We start from the raw sequence: 17,463 nt of genomic DNA on the forward strand, positions 1-17,463 counted from the left end.
TCCTCTTCCCCTCTCTTTCTTCTCTTATTGAAAGACAAATTCGACTGAGGAGCCAGAAGGTCCTGATTGGATTTGCAACTTAGCCGGAATTTCTTCTTTCAACTGCGGCACATGAGAAATAATTCCTAACATTCGATTGCCATCCTGAAGACTTCTTAAACAATCGATAGCCTGCTCCAGCGATACCTCATCTAAAGTACCGAACCCTTCATCTATAAATAACGTGTCAAGCTGCACTCCTCCCGCGTGTGACTGGACAACGTCGGCCATGCCAAGCGCCAGGCTAAGTGAAGCTTTAAATCCTTCTCCTCCAGATAAAGTCCGCACGGAACGTTTTTGGCCCGTGTGATGATCAATAACTTCGAGATCCAAACCGCTTTGCGCTCCTCGTTTAGCTAGAGCATCACTGCGCACGAGCTGATAACGATGGTCTGTCATCTGATCAAGTCTTATATTTGCCTGAACGATTATTTCATCTAGAAAAGCAGCTAAAACATATCGTTCAAGTGACAAGCGAAGATGATTATCACCTCTGGATAACTGAGCAAGTTCTGCAATATCATAGTAGGCTTGAGCTAAATCACCCTGTTCTGATAACAACGTTTCCATAGTGCTGTACACCTGTTTATTTTGTGACAAAGCCATTTCCAATTCATTCACGGTCTGCTGCTGTTTAGTCAACTTTTGTTTTTCTACTTCCCATTCATTATGAAGAACATCTAAATCAGGTTTTTCCTGATCAGCCAGCTTTTCATTTAAACTATGCAGACGTTCTTGAATAATTGCTTTCTGCTGCTTATACTGATCAATCTTTTCCTGCTTTTCATCAATAGACTCCTTAGACAGCAGAGAATTATGATAACTTTCGACACTGGAAAACTGAAATTGAACGAGCGTTTGATTAAACTTCTGCTTTCGAATTTCCTCTGCCTCTTGTGCCTGCTTTACATATTTATTGCCTTCCTCTTCAGCCACTTTAGCCTGCTGCAGCTTATCGCGCAGTTTAGTATAGCTTTTTTGAACGTTTTCCCACTTCTTAAGCTCTTCTTTATAGGAAGCTTCTGCTTGTTCTGTTAGTTGTTTTAATTTTTGTGGGTTGGTCGTTTCAAAAGAGTAGTTTTCCTGGAAAGACTCTTTTTGTGTCTGTAATCGAGTTTGCTCTTGATAGCTCGTTTGCCACTCATGCTGAGCCTTTTCAATTTTACTATTCAGCTCTTCCTCACGCTTTTCTATATTTTCAAGCTTTTTCACAGACTGCTCCATTTCCTCAGCCTGCCTGGCCAGCTCTTCCGAATACTTCCTTTTGGTATCTAAGCTTTGCTCACTTTGCTTGACCGCGCTTTGAATTGAGGGTTCATCCATAGCACCTATCACTTCTTTATACTCCTCAAAAAGAGTATCCATCAGTTGCCGCTGCGTTTCTCCTCTGGACTTAACTTGGACCGCTTCCTCCTGCATCTGCTGAAAGGATTTTTGTTTTTCATCAGCCTCTTGCTTTAACTCTTCAAGCCGGGTCTGACTGACAACCTGGGCAGGCTGAACAGCCGGTGAAGGATGATGAGAGTTTCCACAAACCGGACAAGGAGCCCCATTTTCCAGCTGGAGAGACAGGGTATAAGCATGGTGCTCACGAATCTCTTCGAGCGCTTTTTCATAATAGCTTTCAGCATTTTTCTGCTCTTTCTCTATCTGCCTGAACTCTCTCATAAACTGCTGATAGGATGTTCTCATCTCTTTTAATACATCCCACTCTTTTGCTAAACGCTTTAAATCCTTCAACTGTTTCGTCAGTTGTACAACATCATTCTTAACTTCATACAGTTGACTGGTAACTTTACGCTCATCTTTACTTATTTCTTTTAGTTTATGCCGTTCTGACTTTAGGTGCTTAAGCTCTTGCTCTAAAGAAGTTACTTGTTCCTTGCTTCTGGTAAGTTTTTGAGTCATGTCAGATAACTGGCTTTCGAGTTTTAGGAAATGAGTTAATTTCTTTCTTTCTTCCTCTTTTTGCTCCCATTTTTTCTTTAAATTCTGGCGTTTTTCTTCCTTTTCTTCAAGTTCTTTGTACTCCTTTTCTATATTAGAATATTCATCTTCCATACGTATTCTATGCTGGGCTTTTGCTTCCTGGTCTGTTTCAGCTTTCTTTCTTTCCTCTTCTCGATCTTTCCACTGTTGTTCAAACCCCTTCACTTCATCTGCCTGTCTGGCCCATTTGAGCTCTTCTTGAATAGAATTCATTGAGTTTTCCTGCGATTGCAGGACTTTTTTCTCTTCTAAGAGTCTTTGCTGTTCAGTAAATTGTTCATGCAGCTGTCTCGCTTCATGGAATTGGGTCTGTAATTTATCCGCAGATGACGACAAAAGATCTAATTGATTTTGTTCCTGTTTGATTAAACTATTTTGTCGCTCCATTCGTTTGCTTAGTAAGTCGATAATTTTACGCGGTTCTTCCTGTTCCAAAGTAACTTCCGCTTCCGTTCCCCAATGGATTTTGCCGACTTCCTGTTCAATTTTCCATTGAAATTGTCCAATTTCTTTCTCAAGTGTTTTGGACTGATCTTTCAAGTAATCGGTTAACTCGGAATAGAATTGTGTTTTAAATATTTTTTGCAGTATATCTTCCCGCTCTTTACTATTCTCTGAAATCAACTTTCTAAATTCACCTTGAGGGATCATAATCATTTTCCGAAATTGATCATAGTCAAGCCCCATTACTTCTTCAATATAATCATTTACTTCTTTTACTTTAGTTGCCAAAAGTTTTTCATTATCCAAATATGTGATGTAGAGTTCTGCTCTAGCTGGTTCTTCTTTCCAGCCCTCGCCACGCTCTTTCCTTCTCATCTGCTTAGGCATGCGGACAATACGATACAATTTTCCTCTTAGTTCAAAGAGAAATTCAACATAGGTAGACTCGCCTTCTTGCGCAAAATGACTGCGCATAGAGTCTTGATCACGATCACTTCCGCTTGCACGACCGTATAGGGCGAAACACATCGCATCAAATATCGTCGTTTTACCCGCCCCTGTAGGGCCCGTAATCAAGAAGATGGCTTCTTCTCCAAGGGAGGAAAAGTCTATTTTTTGTTTATCTCGATAGGGACCAAAAGCCTGCATGGTTAATGTAATGGCTCTCAAAGGTTACTGCCCCCTTTCTTCTTCTCTCAAAGCATCAATTGCTTGATTGATTAAGTTCTTTCTATGTTCAGAAATCGCGTCCCCTTTAATATCTTCATAAAATGAGCGGAACAATTCTTCGTGAGAAAGTCTCTGACGCTCTTTAACCTTATTTAATTCATCGATCTGCGTATTTACAGACGATCTTCGCCTCTCGAGGTGTAGAATGTTCGGATATACTTTTCTAAGTTTTCCCATGGGATCAATCAGCTGCCCATCATCCAATAGTCTAATATGAAGATAGTTATGAGGACTTGCTGCTGCCTCCCCAGAGAGTAAATCTTCAAAATACCCTTCCACTAATTCAAAATCCCGGATGGGGTATAAAGGTTTCTTTTTAAAAGTAAGCTCGTTATCCTCCTGCAAATCGATAATGGTCACAGATTTCTGGTGACGCACCTCTGAGAATGAGTATTTAAGAATGGAGCCGCTGTATCGTATATGATCATAGGCCACTCTTTGAGGTTGATGAAGATGACCTAAAGCTACATAGGAAAAATCTTTAAACAGCTGTGCATCTATGTAGGGGCTCCCGCCAATCATGGATAACCGTTCCTCGGATTCACTCTCCATTCCGCCTGCTAAGAAAGCATGACCGACCCACACATGCCTTTCCGCCATGTTATACCTCTTTTGGATATCCTCTATTAATCTGGAGGCCGCCTCCTGGTGGCTCTTAATCTCTTCATCTTCAAATAAAGCAGCCACTTCTGCAGGTTCTACATACGGAATAAGATGAAAATGTACAGGTCCATGCGAATCATAAAGAGTAACGGGCTCACGGGATCTTTTTAACTTTGTATCTAAGAACAAACCTTGTCTCCGAAACAATTGGGATCCAAACTCCAATCGGTCGGGACTGTCATGATTGCCCGAAATCGCGAGCACAGGAATTTGAAAATCATTGATTAATTTGGTTAGCACTTGATTCAGTAGATCAACGGCCTGTTTAGGAGGAATCGAACGATCATAAAGGTCGCCGGCAATAATGATCACATCCGGTTGTTCTTCCTCCACCATCTCTATAAATCTATCCAAAATAAACGCTTGATCGTCCGTCATATGGACATAGTTTACTATTTTACCCAAATGCCAATCCGCTGTGTGCAATATTTTCATGTTAGCTATACTCCTTTCTCGCAATCATTTCTCTTTTTAATTGTCTTCCTCTATCAAATAGGTGTCATATAAGCGATCAAACACCGATAGAGCGCTCGGAAAAGGGATATTCCACTCTAAGTACCGGCTGATCTCATCGTACGTCTTGGCTTGTTTAGGGAAGCTATGATCCTGAAACATCCAATCTGCCAGCTTTTTCTCATCATTCTCTGTCCGGTTTCCTCGGTAACGCATCATATAGTGATAAAAGGATCTCATTAATTTTCCTCCTGAATTTTTGTACCTTAGTTTTATCATGGACACCCCATAACTTCAAAATGATACCTATAAAAAAGAATCCCCGTTAAGTTTTTCAGAGGATTCTTACTTTGCTATTCTTCTTCTTTTTCCATATATTCCTGATGGTTTTTTAATTTATTTCGGTAAACGATACGCGATAGTATAATACTTACTTCATATAACACAATTAATGGCACAGCCACTACCAGCTGAAGAATAAAGTCAGGCGGGGAAATAATGGTGCCAATAATTACGAGTACAAAATATGCGTATTTCCTGATTTTCACTAACAATACCGGGTTCACTATTCCAAGACTCGTTAGAAACATGGTCAGAATAGGAATTTCAAAGAGAACCGCAAATGGAATCGTTACTCGAAATAAAAAACGAAAATATCTTTCCACCGTGAAAATTTCATTGAACATGCCATCGTTTAAGGATAAAAGGAACGGCAATATGAACTGAACAAACACCATATAACCAAAAGCTAAACCACCTATGAACAACAGGAAAATAGCCGGAATATAAGATAAAGACACCCGCGTTTCCTTAGGGGTCAGCGCCGGTTTAACGAACAGCCAGATTTGTAAAGTTAGTATAGGCAGCGTTCCTACAATTGCAATAAGACTAGCAATCGTAAAAACAATCCATATAATTTCCCCAGGGCTTGTCATATGAAGTTCGAAAGGAAGGTCATTCACAAAAAATCCCTGGATCGGCCTGACATAATACAAGCCAGCTGCAAAGAACGCTATAAAAAATACAAGCGTCCAAATAATCCGCTTTCTTAATTCGGTTAAGTGATCCGTTACATTCATTTCTATATCTTGACTGATTTTATTTGCTGCCAAATCATCCACCTCCAGGCTTTAAGACGCAGCCTGACAAAAAGAAGATGTAAGGATCAGGCCCTTACACCTTCTTTATTCATTTATTCGTCTTTATTTTTGTTTTCGGATTTATTACTGCTGTCTCCATCGGACATAATGTCCCCAGTCGCTTTTTTAAACTCTTTCAGGGAACTGCCAAAAGCTTTGCCAATTTCCGGCAGCTTCGATGGTCCAAACACAACCAGCGCAATAATTAATATCAGGATGAGTCCTGGCACACCAATGCTCGATAACATAGTTCATCCCTCCAATTCTTATGTTCTTTCGCAGTATGGTAACTTAAGTATCAAATGTTTTTTTGGTCAGACGGTTTATCTTTTTCCTCATCTGTCAAGTCACGAGCGGAATTCTTAAACTCCTTCAGCGTTTCCCCCGCTGCTTTGCCAATCTCCGGAAGTTTCTTAGGTCCAAAAATAACAAGTGCAATGGTTAAAATTAATATCAAGCCTGGGATTCCAATACTTGAGAGCATATCTTTCACCGCCTTTTAATAGTAAATCTGGATGATCAATCGTTATATAGAAAAACTACACATCAAATTGTCATTTAACGGCTCTTTTCCTATCATATCACGATCTTGTCCAAATGTCTTGGTTTCATAAAATTTTGCAAATCTCCTGAGCCTTCCGATAATCTTCCGGGGTATTCATATTAAAAAAATGGCGGTTCACCACTTCCCTCGAAAGAGGTTGAAAATCAGTTACATAAACCGAATGGACCTGCTCAAGCAATAGACTTACCTTGCGCTCTCCATTAAGAAGTAAAGTTTCAATAATCGGAAGACAGGATTTACGGTAAATACCAGATAGCAGCTGAAGACGACCCTCATATTCCGGGACTACAGCATCAATCGTTTGGTCTGCGAAGGAGGATAGGTAGTTATAGACGCTCTCATGAATAAACGGAGTATCGCATGCTGATAAGAAAAACCATTCTTCCCCTCTAGCATTCATTACGGTGTGAAGACCACCAAGCGGCCCGGCATCCTGATAAATATCCTGGATGGAGGGAATGGGTAAATCCGGCCCTTTATTCTGATTCATCACTACAGTTGATACAGATTTTTGCAGTTCTTTTAATATACGGGCCACTACGGGCTGCCCGCCCAAATTCAGCCAGGCTTTATCTTTTCCCATCCTCGTGGAGCCTCCGCCAGCAAGGATAACACCGCAAGCGTTTAACTCTTTACTCATGCTTTTTTCCGATCGTAGGTTCTAAAATAATAATCGTACGGGTTTTTCTCATCTTTTTTTCCTTTGTTTTCATCAATGAGTTTCCAATCCTCTATATTAAATGGTGGAAAATGCGTATCGCCTTCAAACTCAGCATCAATATATGTTAAGTACATCCGATCAGCATAAGGATACATTTTCTCAAAAAGTACGCTTCCTCCGATGATAAACCATTCTTTTTCGGGATGTTCTTTTTCCAGATTAATTATATCTTCAATCGAATGAATAACTTCACAACCTTCACGAGAATAATTTTCATTGCTCGTTATTACGATGTGCTTCCTCTCCGGAAGAGGTTTACCAAATGATTCAAATGTTTTTCTTCCCATGATAATCGTTTGTCCCCAGGTCTTGTCCTTAAAAAATTTAAAGTCGTTCGGAATATGCCACGGAAGATCATTATCCTTTCCGATCAAGCGGTTTTTATCCATTGCAAAAATAAATGATATCATTACCTTCACCTCGTTTGATTTTATACAGCTATGGGAGCTTTGATTCCAGGATACGGATCATACCCTTCTATGGAAATGTCCTCCATCTCGAAATCAAATACACGATCTTTTTCAGGATTTAATGAGATTTTCGGCAGTGCCTTAGGTGTTCGATTCAGCTGCTTGTGCACTTGTTCTATATGATTGCTGTAAATATGGGCATCTCCAAGAGTAAGAACAAACTCTCCAGGTTCCAGCTCACATTCACGGGCGATTAAATGGGTGAGTAGTGCATAACTAGCAATATTAAACGGGACGCCTAAGAATATATCCGCACTTCTTTGATATAACTGGCAGGACAGTTTCCCATCAGCTACATAAAATTGAAACATTGCATGGCAGGGCGGCAAAGCCATGTTAGATGGTACATCCTCCGGATTCCAGGCTGTTACGATATGCCGCCTTGAATCGGGATTACTCTTAATCCCTTCAATAACGTTTTTCAACTGATCGATCGTCTGACCCTGAGAGGTTTTCCACGCACGCCACTGCTTTCCATAAACGTTACCCAGGTCACCGAATCGTTCAGCAAACGAATCATCTGTGAGAATCTTTTCTTTAAAATGTTCCATTTGCTCATTATATTGTCCTTTAAATGCTTCATCTTTTAAACTTCTTCTTCCAAAATCGGTCATATCTGGTCCGTGGTACTCATCGCTTTCCACCCACGCCTGAAAAGCCCATTCATTCCATATGTTGTTATTATGCTGAAGAAGATAACGAATGTTCGTATCACCTTTGATAAACCACAGCAATTCACTTGCTACTAACCGAAAGGGTACTTTTTTGGTCGTTAAAAGCGGAAAACCGTCCTCAAGGTTAAACCTGAGCTGGTGTCCAAATACAGAAAAGGTTCCCGTTCCTGTTCGATCTCCTTTTTCATGTCCTGCATCCAGGACGTGCTGGCATAAATCTAAATACGCTTGTTCATTTTTAACCACTATGCTTCCTCCTCTGGGTGAATGTTTTAATCTAGCTGCTTTTCTCTCTTAAATTCCAGTAAATATTCTTCCATAAAACGATGTCTGCGCTCAGCTTCCTGTCGTCCACTTTCTGTATTCATCATCCCGGAAAGCTTTAATAATTTATCGTGAAAATGCTGGATAGAAGAGGAAGCATCCCCTTCTTCATTATCGATCCTCTGGCCCTTTGCTCCTCCATATGTGAATGCACGAGCAATACCGATAGCACCGATGGCATCTAACCGGTCTGCGTCCTGAACAACAGCGCCCAAATAGGACGAGGGCTTTTTCCCTTTTCGAAAGGAAACGGTCTCTATAGCTTTCTCAATCTCATTTTTTTGGAAAGGTGTGAAATTCCATTCGAGTAGTAATCGATTCCTCTCTTCTACTGCCTTATCAGGATTTATAAATAATTTTTCATCTCCTATATCATGAAGCCAGCCTGCTGCTTCTGCAAGTACTGGATCAACCTCCTCTTCATCAGCGAGCTTACGGGACCAGAGTGCCACACGCTTCATATGGTCAAAACCGTGTCCTGTCGTATCCTGCTCGAACTGTTTTTTTACATACGTTTCCATTCTTTTGAGTCGGTGGTCTTTCTCCATAAATCCTCCTAAAATTGAAACAGGTCCATTTGTCTAGGATTCAAATCGTTGTAAGTGACCCCTAAAATGTCCTGCATTTGTTTAGCGTTATCCGCAGCATCGCCGCCGGAATTATTATTGAAAAGTAAAGTAATGTCCGGGGTTTGTTTTTTTAGTTCATGGATTCTTTCAGCCCATTCCTTCAGTTCTTCCTCATTATATCTATAAAGAAAACGAACTTTTCTCCAATCTTCTCTGCCGTTCTTATTCCATCCGTGAATATTACGGCCATGAAAGCGGACAAGTGATTTACTCGGGTGGGTGGGCTCTAAAACGCGGGGCACAGAACCTTCTCCAGCTTGAGGCTCATCACAAATGGTATGAATCCACTGTTGATCTTTCATAAATGATAAGGTCTGTTCTTTATACTGGGGCTGGAACCAGCTTTGGTTTCTAAATTCAAGAGCAAGAGGATAATCGGACAGCCACTCTCTAATAAAGCGCAGTTTTTGTATGTTTTGTTTTTTTACATCAAACCACGGTGGAAATTGGAATAAAAGAGCATTGATTTTACCTTTTTCCCAGGCGGGTTGTATCGATTCTTCATACTGCTTCATTAATTCTTTTACTTCTTGTTTTGTACGTTCCTGTCTATCGTGTCCTGTCAGATGGCTAAAAGCTTTTATAACAAATCTAAATGATTCCGGGGTTTGTTTCATCCACTTTTCGTAGTGGGACTGCGGCTGTATTGCATAAAATGCGGTATCTACTTCTACCACAGGAAAGTGAGAAGCATATTCAGGTAATTTTTCATTTCCTTTTGTTTGATGCGAGTATAGGGAAGCATGATCTCCCCAGCCAGTCAAACCAATTTGAATAGCCAATCCTCTTCCTCCTTGTCCTCTTATGTAATTAAAATCATTGTAGCAAAAAAAACATCCCCCTGACTAGAAAAAGCCAGGGGCTGACACTTTTTAGAATAATCCTTTAATCGTACCATCTTCGGTTACATCCATTTGAAGAGCTGCCGGCTTTTTAGGGAGACCTGGCATGGTCATTACCTCACCGGTCATAGCAACAATGAAACCAGCCCCTACAGAAAGTCTGAACTCACGAACTGTAATATGGAAGTTTCTCGGCCGGCCAAGCTGAGAGGGATCGTCCGAAAGAGAATACTGGGTTTTGGCCATACAGATGGGCAATTGTCCATATCCTAACTGTTTTATTTGATGCAATTGCTTTTTCGCTTGAGTGGAAAAATGAACTCCTTCCGCTCCATACACTTTCAAAGCAATCTTCTGGATCTTTTCCTCTATGCTGTCGGATAAATCATAAGTATAAGTAAGAGGTGCAGATTTACTTTCACAGACCTTAATCACTTTCTCAGCTAGATCAATGCCTCCTTCCCCTCCTCTAGTAAATACATCAATGACCGATACAGGTGCACCCTCTTCCTCACACCATTTCCGTAAGTAATCAAGTTCTGCCTGAGTGTCCGAAGAAAATTGATTAACAGCTACAATAAAAGGAAGATTGAATTGACGAACCGTTTCCAGATGTTTTTCAAGATTCTCCATTCCTTTTTCGAGAGCACTCAAGTCCTCATGGTGCAAATCCTTTTTATTCAAACCGCCATGCATTTTTAACGCTCTAATCGTAGCTACTATTACGACAGCATCAGGCTCAAAATCTCCCGCCCGGGTTTTGATGTCTAGAAACTTCTCTGCGCCTAAATCAGCCCCAAACCCAGATTCAGTTACCACAAAGTCACCTAACTTTGCAGCCATCTTTGTAGCCATTACACTGTTACACCCGTGAGCAATATTTGCGAATGGTCCTCCATGAATAATGGCAGGTGTGTTTTCCAATGTTTGGACAAGATTGGGCTTCATGGCGTCTTTCAATAATAAAGTTAAAGCACCTTGAAAACCCAGCTGATTAACAGTGACCGGCTCTTGCTTATATGTATAGCCAATAATAATTCTGGAAAGCCTCCTTTTTAAGTCCTGTAGATCAGCAGCCAGACAAAGTATGGCCATAATCTCAGAAGCCACTGTGATTGTAAACTCATCTTCCCTGGGAACTCCTCTAACCGCACCACCTAAACCTACCACGACTTGGCGTAAAGAGCGGTCATTCATATCTAACGCCCGTTTCCATGTAATTCTTCTAGGATCTATATTCAGCTGATTTCCCTGATGAATATGGTTATCTATAAATGCGGATAACGCATTATTTGCAGTTGTTATAGCATGTATATCCCCAGTAAAATGCAGGTTGATCTCTTCCATAGGAACAACCTGGGAATGCCCCCCTCCGCAAGCACCGCCTTTAAGACCCATCGTTGGCCCAAGTGAAGGCTCTCTTAATGCAATAACCGCTTTTTTATTCAACTGGTTTAACGCCTGCCCCAGTCCTACCGTTACAGTGGATTTACCTTCACCAGCAGGAGTAGGATTTATCGACGTGGTAAGAATAATCTTTCCATTTGGTCGATCATCCAGTTTGTTTAGCAGCTGATCGGATAACTTGGCTTTATAATGTCCAAAAGGTTCCCAATCCTCTTCTGTCAGTCCCATCTGTTCTGCAATTAAGGAAATAGGATTCATCTTGGCTTCAAGAGCAATTTCGATATCTGTTTTCATAATTTCACTCCCTTTATAACCATCTTACCTTTTTTTTACATCATTTCAAAAAGTTTAGACTGGTCTCATTAGAAGCTGACTTAACTTGAAACTTATTGCCTATACTTTACTTAACGCGAATAAGAAATGGACTTCCATAGATCACGCTCTTTCAAGCTTCAGGGAAGCTAGCAGTAAACATCATTAACTTTTCATTAGTTATCCCTTAAAAAATCATATTCATATTGTTGACGTCACTTTATCGATACGTTATATTATAAATAAGCAAATAAGGTGATCGGAAACATAAATGCAAGGTAGTTCCCATAGAAGTACTCTGGAGTTTATTGTTCCGAGTTTCTATGGATTTTTCATGTTCTCATCATCATTTGTAATTTATCACGTATTACGTGTAAGAAGTTTTTAGGAGGATTCATATCATGCAAAACGGTACAGTAAAATGGTTTAACGCGGAAAAAGGTTACGGCTTCATCCAAGTAGAAGGTGGAAACGATGTATTCGTACACTTCTCTGCAATTCAAGAAGAAGGTTTCAAATCTTTAGAAGAAGGTCAAACCGTTTCTTTTGAAATTGTTGAAGGCGACCGCGGACCACAAGCAGCTAATGTTGAAAAACAATAATTAAAATTCCAAAGCAGCCTCTAAAAGAGGCTGCTTTTTTTATGTTTTCCTTGAAAAAAAAAGCCCTCCCTCGTATAATTAACGGCTGTTAGTCTAGGAGCGCGGTTCGCAAACTCCCGCGTTATCAAAACTAAGGAGGTAATTAAATGAGTAATGAGTGGTTATGGATTTTATTCGCTCTCATAAATTTTAGCCTACTATTAATGGTTTACCGCATCTTTGGTAAACCCGGTCTTTTTGTATGGATAGGAATGTCCACGGTAGTGGCCAATATTCAGGTAGTCAAAACAATAGAGTTATTCGGCTTAAATGCTACGCTTGGAAATATCATTTATGGAACAGCCTTTTTAGCCACAGATATATTAAATGAAAAGTACGGAAAGAAAGATGCCCGTAAAGCTGTTTGGATGGGATTTTCTACCCTGATTGCTTTAACCATCATGATGCAGCTGGCTATTCAGTTCACGCCAGGAGAAAATGATGTGGCTCAGCCCGCTCTAGAGAGTTTGTTCGGCATCGTCCCCCGAATTGCTCTTGGAAGCTTGACAGCTTATATTATCAGTCAGTATTTTGACGTATGGATGTACGCAAGCTTGAAGAAATTATTCTCAAGTAATAAAACACTTTGGATAAGAAATAATGGAAGCACAATGGTCAGCCAGCTCTTAGACAGCGCAATCTTCTGCTCTATTGCGTTCTTAGGACTCTATCCTTTCGAAGTTTGGCTGGAAATATTCTTGACAACTTATATTATTAAATTTATTGTAGCTGCTATCGATACCCCATTTTTATATGCAGCCAAAAGGTTTAAGCACGCTGAATATTGAAGGAGCTGTTTGAATTGATCGAAGTTTATACAGATGCTGCGGCAAGCGGTGATCCAGGCCCTAGTGCTGCTGGAGTAATTATCAAACAAGGAGCCACACTTATAGAACATAGCTTCTATTTAAATGAAAGAAATAACCATGAAGCTGAATTTTTAGCCGTAATTAAGGCCCTGGAAGTATGCAGACAAGATTTCCCTGAAGAAATCATATCTATTCGATCTGATGCAAAAATAGTTATTGATACCATTGAAAAAGGCTATACCAAAAATGAAAAGTTTTCATTTTTTCTTAAGACCATCCAGGAATTAGAAAAATCGTTTCCTTACGTATTTTATAAGTGGATACCAGAAAAGCAAAATAAAAACGCAGATCGAATTGCTCGCGCTGCGCTCTTAAAATATACAAAACCTGAAAACAGATGGTAAAACTTGTAGAGAAACCCAGCTTTCTCTACAAGTTTTTATTTTATGCCCAAGAGGATTTTTGATAAGTGGTTGATTCAGCATGATCACTTAGGTAAGATTTTTATCTGTTTTAACGCTTATCATGCCATAATGCGCGAGGAAAGAGCAAGAGGATAAGTAAAAGTTCCACAGATAGGGTATGTACTTTTAACGTACTGCTTTATAACAGAGACCTGCTTCCTATTATATCGTTTCAGAAAGTTTACAGATCCTTAATTTAAAGGAAGTCCCGAAGAAGAAACGCGCTCTTCTATAGAGCGATAAGCCTGATGTTTCGTATTAATATGCGGCTTAGCAATATGTTCTAATACACTTATGAAAAAACTTGGATCAAAAGCTTGCTGGAATTTTAATGTAATCTTTACTGCAATAATGGTTTTCCACTCGGACGCATTGGTTGAATTCTTCCCAAAATAAATAAATCTTACATCTTCATCACTTAATTTAAATCCCCTCGTCCACAAATCCTCTAAAAAGTAGGCTAATGCATGGTTTTTTTTCATAAGTCACTCCTTACATTTTACTGCCTTTTAAATCGGTCGTTTACGCTTAACGGTTAATATGTATAAACGACCAGCGCTTCTTTAAACTAGGAACACGAAGGTAAGATTAATTCAAAATTTTAAAAGTTATTCTAATGAATTAGACAGTAATCAGCTTTCGACAATTTTCCTTCTTATTCTCTATTATAGCAAAAATAAAAAGCCAGGTGTATTTACCTGGCTGAAATTGTTCGTTCATATGATTTTCTATTTTGTGAAGGAGTTGGTTTTACATTCCCTTTTACTATATCCATAACCGAGCGAGCAGGTATTGAGCCCACCTTTGCCAATACCCAAACCATCAAGTAACTATAAACAGCGACAACTAAGAAGATGAGCACCATCATAATGTTCCCGCACCCTTCTAAATGATAATGATTTTCAATACTAATTAGATTATAGCAGATCTGTTCTGTAAAAAGCAACTGTCCATAAGTCTTAAACTCTCTCTTCCAGAGCCTTTTCTTCTGCTGGTATGCGTACCATGAGCACAAGCAAATGCAGAAATGGAAAAACAATTGCCGTTATATAGGCCTGAAACAGCAGAGGAATAAATAGTAATTCAAAAAACACTATAACGTAATTGGGATGAGGAATATACTTGTATGGGCCTTTTATGATAGGCTTTTCATCAGGCAAGACTAGAATTCGTGTATTCCACCTTCGCCCTAAACTTGAGATACACCATATCCTTAACAATTGTAGAAGGATAAAAATACTTAGAAAGAGATAAAAAAAACGACTATAATGATAGGAAGTAAAAGCAAACTCTGTAAAAAGGGAAACAAAGAACAACGTATGAAGCACAATAAACAAAATGTAATGATTTTCTCCTGATTCAATGGCTCCTCTGGTCAACATCCATTTTCGGTTTGACCTGGCCACAGCTAATTCTGCTAGTCTTTGAATAACCAAAAATGTAAAAAGAATCCATAAAAACCCTTCCATTAAACCCACTCCAAACTTACTATTTCCGAACTAAAACCAGGCCCGAGAGACGTCATACAGGACCTTGTACCTTTTTCAGGTTCACTCGCCATTGCTTCTTTTAATACAAAATGCACGGTAGGGGAAGACATATTTCCGTGATTCCTCAACACATTCTCTGAAAATTTTAACGTATGATCGGATAATTCAAACACTTCCTTGTAACCTTCCAGCACTTTCCTTCCACCGGGATGAGCAACTATAAACGGTAACTCATTGCTTTCCCAAAGGTTTTTATCTAACACATCCTTCATATGAAGACTCCAAAAAGATTTCACTAATTTGGGGATGCTTTTATTAAAAATCACTTCAAATCCTGTATCCACTACTCTCCATCCCATTACATCTGTACTGAATGGCTTAAGTCTGGAACTTGAATTCAATACCTTAGCTGTGGGCAGGCAAGCCATTTCTCGAAGATTTGAACGTTCTCCACTCATGAGGACCGCTGATGCACCGTCTCCAAATAAGGCAGTTCCTACAAAGTTACTCACTCGCTGATCGGTTAATTGGAAGGTTAAACTGCAAAGTTCCACACATACTACTAAAACATTTTTTTCAGGGTGACCTTGAAGCCATTCATACGCTCTTGCCACTCCACTCGTACCTCCGGCGCATCCTAATCCAAACATGGGAGTCCTTTTTACTGTTTCTTTGAAATTTAAATCATTAATAAAGTAAGTATCCAATGTAGGGGTGTTGATCCCAGTAGAAGATACGAAGATAATATGGTCTATTATAGAAGGATTCACTTCTTGCTTTAAGAATTGAAGATTAGATAAACACGACTCAATAGCACCCTTAGCGTATTTCAACGCCTTGTCGTGAAATAATTCATTTCTCTCCTTTAATCCATGCGGGTGTTCGAACCACTCCAAACTTGCTGAGAACTGCCTTCTATCTATTTGAGCGTGCTCGAAGATTGGAAGCAGCCGTTTTTTTTCATGTGATTTGAGAGGGAAAAGATTGTAAATAAGTGATTGTACTGTGTCTTGAGTATATTCGTATTCAGCTTCCTGCAATCCGGTTGAAAGTATATAGGCCATTTGACAACCTCCTTATTCTTAATATGCTCCTAACCCGGCTTGATTATGAGCTTAAAGAAAGCTGCCTTACACTTTTCAACTTAAAATAAAAACGAGCAATCAACCAGAGTTGATTGCTCGATACACTTAAAATCCATAAATCGTCATTCCGCCATCTACAAACAGCGTCTGGCCTGTCATATAGTTACCTGCATCTGAAGCAAGAAATACTGCGGCACCCGAAAGTTCTTCAAGCTTCCCTATTCGATTTAACGGTGTTCTTTCAAGAATGGATTGAACATAATCTTCATCTTGTAACAACTGCTCCGTTAATGAAGTCGGAAAGTACCACGGACCGATTGCATTCACGTTAATCTGATACTTTCCCCACTCCAGAGCAAGATTTTTCGTCATTTGAATAAGTGCACTCTTGGTCATAGCATATACAACTCCGGTTCTTAACGCGGTATGACCGCCTACGGAAGAAATATTAATAATCTTCCCTTGTTTATGCTGCTTCATTACCCTCCCGGCATACTGAGACAAGAAAAACGCACTTTTCATGTTGGTTGAAACAATCTGGTCCCATTCTTCCTCACTTACGTGTTCAGCTTCTGAGCGTATGTTCATCCCTGCATTATTGACCCAAATATCTATAGCTCGATCACCACGGATTTCTTCCACTTCTTCTTTAATCGCATCATATTGCTGGATATCTTTACAAATCGTATAAGCTTGCTGACCTAGAGATTCAACTGCGTCTTTCATTTTGTTGAGATGCTTCTCATTGCGAGCAATTAAAATTACGTCGGCTCCTGATTCAGCATAAGCAAGAGCGATTGCTTTTCCAATGCCTTTTGTGCCGCCTGTGACAACAGCAAGTTTATTATCTAATCGAAAATCTGGTAGATACATTACTAAGGCCTCCCTAGGTAAAAATAAAATTAAATTTTCAGTATATTATAACATTTTTGCAATTTCTTTACATTCATTCCTGCCTCCCCTAGAATAAACGTGATACATAAATCAAAGGGGGATTATTATGAAGAAGTGGTTACTGATGCTGGGCATCGCTGGTACGCTGGTTATCGCCGGATGTAATAATGACTCTTCTGAGGAATCAAGCAGTGATTCTGAAAATCAGTCGGAAGAGCAATCATCAGGTGAAGAAGATAGCAAAAACGATGATCAGGCAATGAAGAAAGAAATCATGAGCGTCCAGATGAATATGCAGGACACTTTCCAGCCATATCAATCTAAAATTGCTGCTTATGAAGAAGCCATGGTGGCCGAAGAGCCGGACCCAGAAGCTATTAAATCTGCTGGAGAAGAAGCTCAGGCAGCCGCAGCAGAAGCTGCCGATGCAGCGTCAAATTATTCAATAGAAGCCGACCTGCCTGAAGATGTAGTCACTACATATGAAGAAGCCCTTCCTTCTCTTAAATCTTACTACGAAGAAGTTGCAAGTGCACTAGAGTCTAACGTAGAAGAGGCAGATTTATCGCAAGCTGATGAAAAATTCTCGGAGTTTACAGAACAAATAGCTCCTGTTTATGAAGATGCTGGATTATTAAAACCTGAATTAAAAAAAGAATTTTCTTAATTAAATAAAACCC

The 17,463-nt window shown here is 39.7% G+C and carries 20 protein-coding genes; 4 read left to right on the forward strand and 16 right to left on the reverse strand.

The annotated features are described in order from the left end of the window. Positions 1-24: 24 nt before the first annotated feature. From LCM11_RS01590 to LCM11_RS01645, 12 genes are all read right to left on the reverse strand, one after another. Positions 25-3,141 carry an AAA family ATPase gene (locus LCM11_RS01590; RefSeq protein ID WP_224892539.1) on the reverse strand — a complete coding sequence of 1,039 codons (3,117 nt, stop codon included), beginning with the start codon at positions 3,139-3,141 and terminating at the stop codon, positions 25-27. A gap of 3 nt (positions 3,142-3,144) precedes the next feature. Then, entirely contained in the window at positions 3,145-4,299 is a 1,155-nt protein-coding gene (locus LCM11_RS01595) for an exonuclease SbcCD subunit D (protein ID WP_224892540.1), read from the reverse strand. 36 nt (positions 4,300-4,335) lie between these two features. After that, positions 4,336-4,557, reverse strand: a complete 222-nt coding sequence (locus LCM11_RS01600; protein ID WP_014643452.1) for a YozE family protein — start codon at positions 4,555-4,557, stop codon at positions 4,336-4,338. Between the two features lie 113 nt (positions 4,558-4,670). After that, positions 4,671-5,429 (reverse strand): twin-arginine translocase subunit TatC, encoded by a 759-nt coding sequence (tatC, locus tag LCM11_RS01605; RefSeq protein ID WP_224892541.1) that lies wholly within the window; start codon positions 5,427-5,429, stop codon positions 4,671-4,673. Positions 5,430-5,509: 80 nt separating this feature from the next. Then, on the reverse strand, positions 5,510-5,704 hold the full coding sequence (gene tatA, locus LCM11_RS01610) for a twin-arginine translocase TatA/TatE family subunit (protein WP_014643454.1): 195 nt from the start codon (positions 5,702-5,704) through the stop codon (positions 5,510-5,512). 50 nt (positions 5,705-5,754) lie between these two features. Then, positions 5,755-5,940 (reverse strand): twin-arginine translocase TatA/TatE family subunit, encoded by a 186-nt coding sequence (locus LCM11_RS01615; RefSeq protein ID WP_224892542.1) that lies wholly within the window; start codon positions 5,938-5,940, stop codon positions 5,755-5,757. A 124-nt stretch (positions 5,941-6,064) separates the two neighbouring features. Further along, positions 6,065-6,661, reverse strand: coding sequence for a molybdenum cofactor guanylyltransferase (locus LCM11_RS01620; protein WP_224892543.1), 597 nt, complete (start codon positions 6,659-6,661; stop codon positions 6,065-6,067). Then, positions 6,658-7,152 (reverse strand): dihydrofolate reductase, encoded by a 495-nt coding sequence (locus tag LCM11_RS01625; protein ID WP_224892544.1) that lies wholly within the window; start codon positions 7,150-7,152, stop codon positions 6,658-6,660. The genes LCM11_RS01620 and LCM11_RS01625 overlap by 4 nt, the downstream gene beginning before the upstream one ends. 20 nt (positions 7,153-7,172) lie before the next feature. Further along, positions 7,173-8,132: a thymidylate synthase gene (locus LCM11_RS01630; protein WP_224892545.1), complete on the reverse strand. Its 960-nt coding sequence runs from the start codon at positions 8,130-8,132 to the stop codon at positions 7,173-7,175. Positions 8,133-8,158: 26 nt separating this feature from the next. Then, entirely contained in the window at positions 8,159-8,758 is a 600-nt protein-coding gene (locus LCM11_RS01635; protein WP_224892546.1) for an HD domain-containing protein, read from the reverse strand. Positions 8,759-8,766: 8 nt separating this feature from the next. Beyond that, complete coding sequence (locus LCM11_RS01640; protein WP_224892547.1) at positions 8,767-9,621, reverse strand: DUF72 domain-containing protein; 855 nt, start codon at positions 9,619-9,621, stop codon at positions 8,767-8,769. A gap of 90 nt (positions 9,622-9,711) precedes the next feature. Further along, on the reverse strand, positions 9,712-11,382 hold the full coding sequence (locus LCM11_RS01645) for a formate--tetrahydrofolate ligase (RefSeq protein ID WP_224892548.1): 1,671 nt from the start codon (positions 11,380-11,382) through the stop codon (positions 9,712-9,714). Positions 11,383-11,801: 419 nt separating this feature from the next. On the opposite strand from LCM11_RS01645, the gene LCM11_RS01650 reads away from it, so the two are divergent. The 3 genes from LCM11_RS01650 (at position 11,802) to LCM11_RS01660 (ending at position 13,254) form a co-directional block, all read left to right on the forward strand. Then, the gene (locus LCM11_RS01650) at positions 11,802-12,002 is read left to right on the forward strand and encodes a cold-shock protein (RefSeq protein ID WP_014643463.1); all 201 of its coding nucleotides are present in this window, start codon (positions 11,802-11,804) and stop codon (positions 12,000-12,002) included. 146 nt (positions 12,003-12,148) lie between these two features. Beyond that, positions 12,149-12,829 carry a queuosine precursor transporter gene (locus LCM11_RS01655; RefSeq protein ID WP_224892549.1) on the forward strand — a complete coding sequence of 227 codons (681 nt, stop codon included), beginning with the start codon at positions 12,149-12,151 and terminating at the stop codon, positions 12,827-12,829. Between the two features lie 14 nt (positions 12,830-12,843). Then, positions 12,844-13,254 carry a ribonuclease HI family protein gene (locus tag LCM11_RS01660; RefSeq protein WP_224892550.1) on the forward strand — a complete coding sequence of 137 codons (411 nt, stop codon included), beginning with the start codon at positions 12,844-12,846 and terminating at the stop codon, positions 13,252-13,254. A 251-nt stretch (positions 13,255-13,505) separates the two neighbouring features. Here LCM11_RS01660 and LCM11_RS01665 read toward each other — a convergent pair whose 3' ends face one another. From LCM11_RS01665 to LCM11_RS01680, 4 genes are all read right to left on the reverse strand, one after another. After that, positions 13,506-13,796, reverse strand: a complete 291-nt coding sequence (locus LCM11_RS01665; RefSeq protein ID WP_224892551.1) for a DUF6123 family protein — start codon at positions 13,794-13,796, stop codon at positions 13,506-13,508. A 477-nt stretch (positions 13,797-14,273) separates the two neighbouring features. Further along, positions 14,274-14,783, reverse strand: a complete 510-nt coding sequence (locus LCM11_RS01670; protein ID WP_224892552.1) for an isoprenylcysteine carboxyl methyltransferase family protein — start codon at positions 14,781-14,783, stop codon at positions 14,274-14,276. Further along, complete coding sequence (locus tag LCM11_RS01675) at positions 14,783-15,868, reverse strand: type III polyketide synthase (protein ID WP_224892553.1); 1,086 nt, start codon at positions 15,866-15,868, stop codon at positions 14,783-14,785. Before LCM11_RS01675 ends, LCM11_RS01670 begins: the two co-directional genes overlap by 1 nt. A gap of 126 nt (positions 15,869-15,994) precedes the next feature. Next, positions 15,995-16,762 (reverse strand): SDR family NAD(P)-dependent oxidoreductase, encoded by a 768-nt coding sequence (locus tag LCM11_RS01680; protein WP_224892554.1) that lies wholly within the window; start codon positions 16,760-16,762, stop codon positions 15,995-15,997. 127 nt (positions 16,763-16,889) lie between these two features. Between LCM11_RS01680 and LCM11_RS01685 the strand changes: the two genes are divergently transcribed. Next, positions 16,890-17,450: a hypothetical protein gene (locus tag LCM11_RS01685; protein WP_224892555.1), complete on the forward strand. Its 561-nt coding sequence runs from the start codon at positions 16,890-16,892 to the stop codon at positions 17,448-17,450. Positions 17,451-17,463: the final 13 nt, after the last annotated feature.

It is taken from the genome of Halobacillus halophilus (assembly GCF_020171985.1).
In the GTDB taxonomy this organism is placed as follows: Bacteria; Bacillota; Bacilli; order Bacillales; family Halobacillaceae; genus Halobacillus; species Halobacillus halophilus_A.

Bases quoted from the DNA above. Each gene is read 5' to 3' on its own strand.
- tatA (WP_014643454.1), bottom strand. From the start codon at position 5,704: ATGTTATCGAGCATTGGTGTGCCAGGACTCATCCTGATATTAATTATT.
- LCM11_RS01620 (WP_224892543.1), bottom strand. From the start codon at position 6,661: ATGAGTAAAGAGTTAAACGCTTGCGGTGTTATCCTTGCTGGCGGAGGC.
- LCM11_RS01650 (WP_014643463.1), top strand. From the start codon at position 11,802: ATGCAAAACGGTACAGTAAAATGGTTTAACGCGGAAAAAGGTTACGGC.
- LCM11_RS01685 (WP_224892555.1), top strand. From the start codon at position 16,890: ATGAAGAAGTGGTTACTGATGCTGGGCATCGCTGGTACGCTGGTTATC.
- LCM11_RS01625 (WP_224892544.1), bottom strand. From the start codon at position 7,152: ATGATATCATTTATTTTTGCAATGGATAAAAACCGCTTGATCGGAAAG.
- LCM11_RS01675 (WP_224892553.1), bottom strand. From the start codon at position 15,868: ATGGCCTATATACTTTCAACCGGATTGCAGGAAGCTGAATACGAATAT.
- LCM11_RS01600 (WP_014643452.1), bottom strand. From the start codon at position 4,557: ATGAGATCCTTTTATCACTATATGATGCGTTACCGAGGAAACCGGACA.
- LCM11_RS01595 (WP_224892540.1), bottom strand. From the start codon at position 4,299: ATGAAAATATTGCACACAGCGGATTGGCATTTGGGTAAAATAGTAAAC.
- LCM11_RS01655 (WP_224892549.1), top strand. From the start codon at position 12,149: ATGAGTAATGAGTGGTTATGGATTTTATTCGCTCTCATAAATTTTAGC.
- LCM11_RS01635 (WP_224892546.1), bottom strand. From the start codon at position 8,758: ATGGAGAAAGACCACCGACTCAAAAGAATGGAAACGTATGTAAAAAAA.
- LCM11_RS01645 (WP_224892548.1), bottom strand. From the start codon at position 11,382: ATGAAAACAGATATCGAAATTGCTCTTGAAGCCAAGATGAATCCTATT.
- LCM11_RS01665 (WP_224892551.1), bottom strand. From the start codon at position 13,796: ATGAAAAAAAACCATGCATTAGCCTACTTTTTAGAGGATTTGTGGACG.
- LCM11_RS01615 (WP_224892542.1), bottom strand. From the start codon at position 5,940: ATGCTCTCAAGTATTGGAATCCCAGGCTTGATATTAATTTTAACCATT.
- LCM11_RS01680 (WP_224892554.1), bottom strand. From the start codon at position 16,762: ATGTATCTACCAGATTTTCGATTAGATAATAAACTTGCTGTTGTCACA.
- LCM11_RS01670 (WP_224892552.1), bottom strand. From the start codon at position 14,783: ATGGAAGGGTTTTTATGGATTCTTTTTACATTTTTGGTTATTCAAAGA.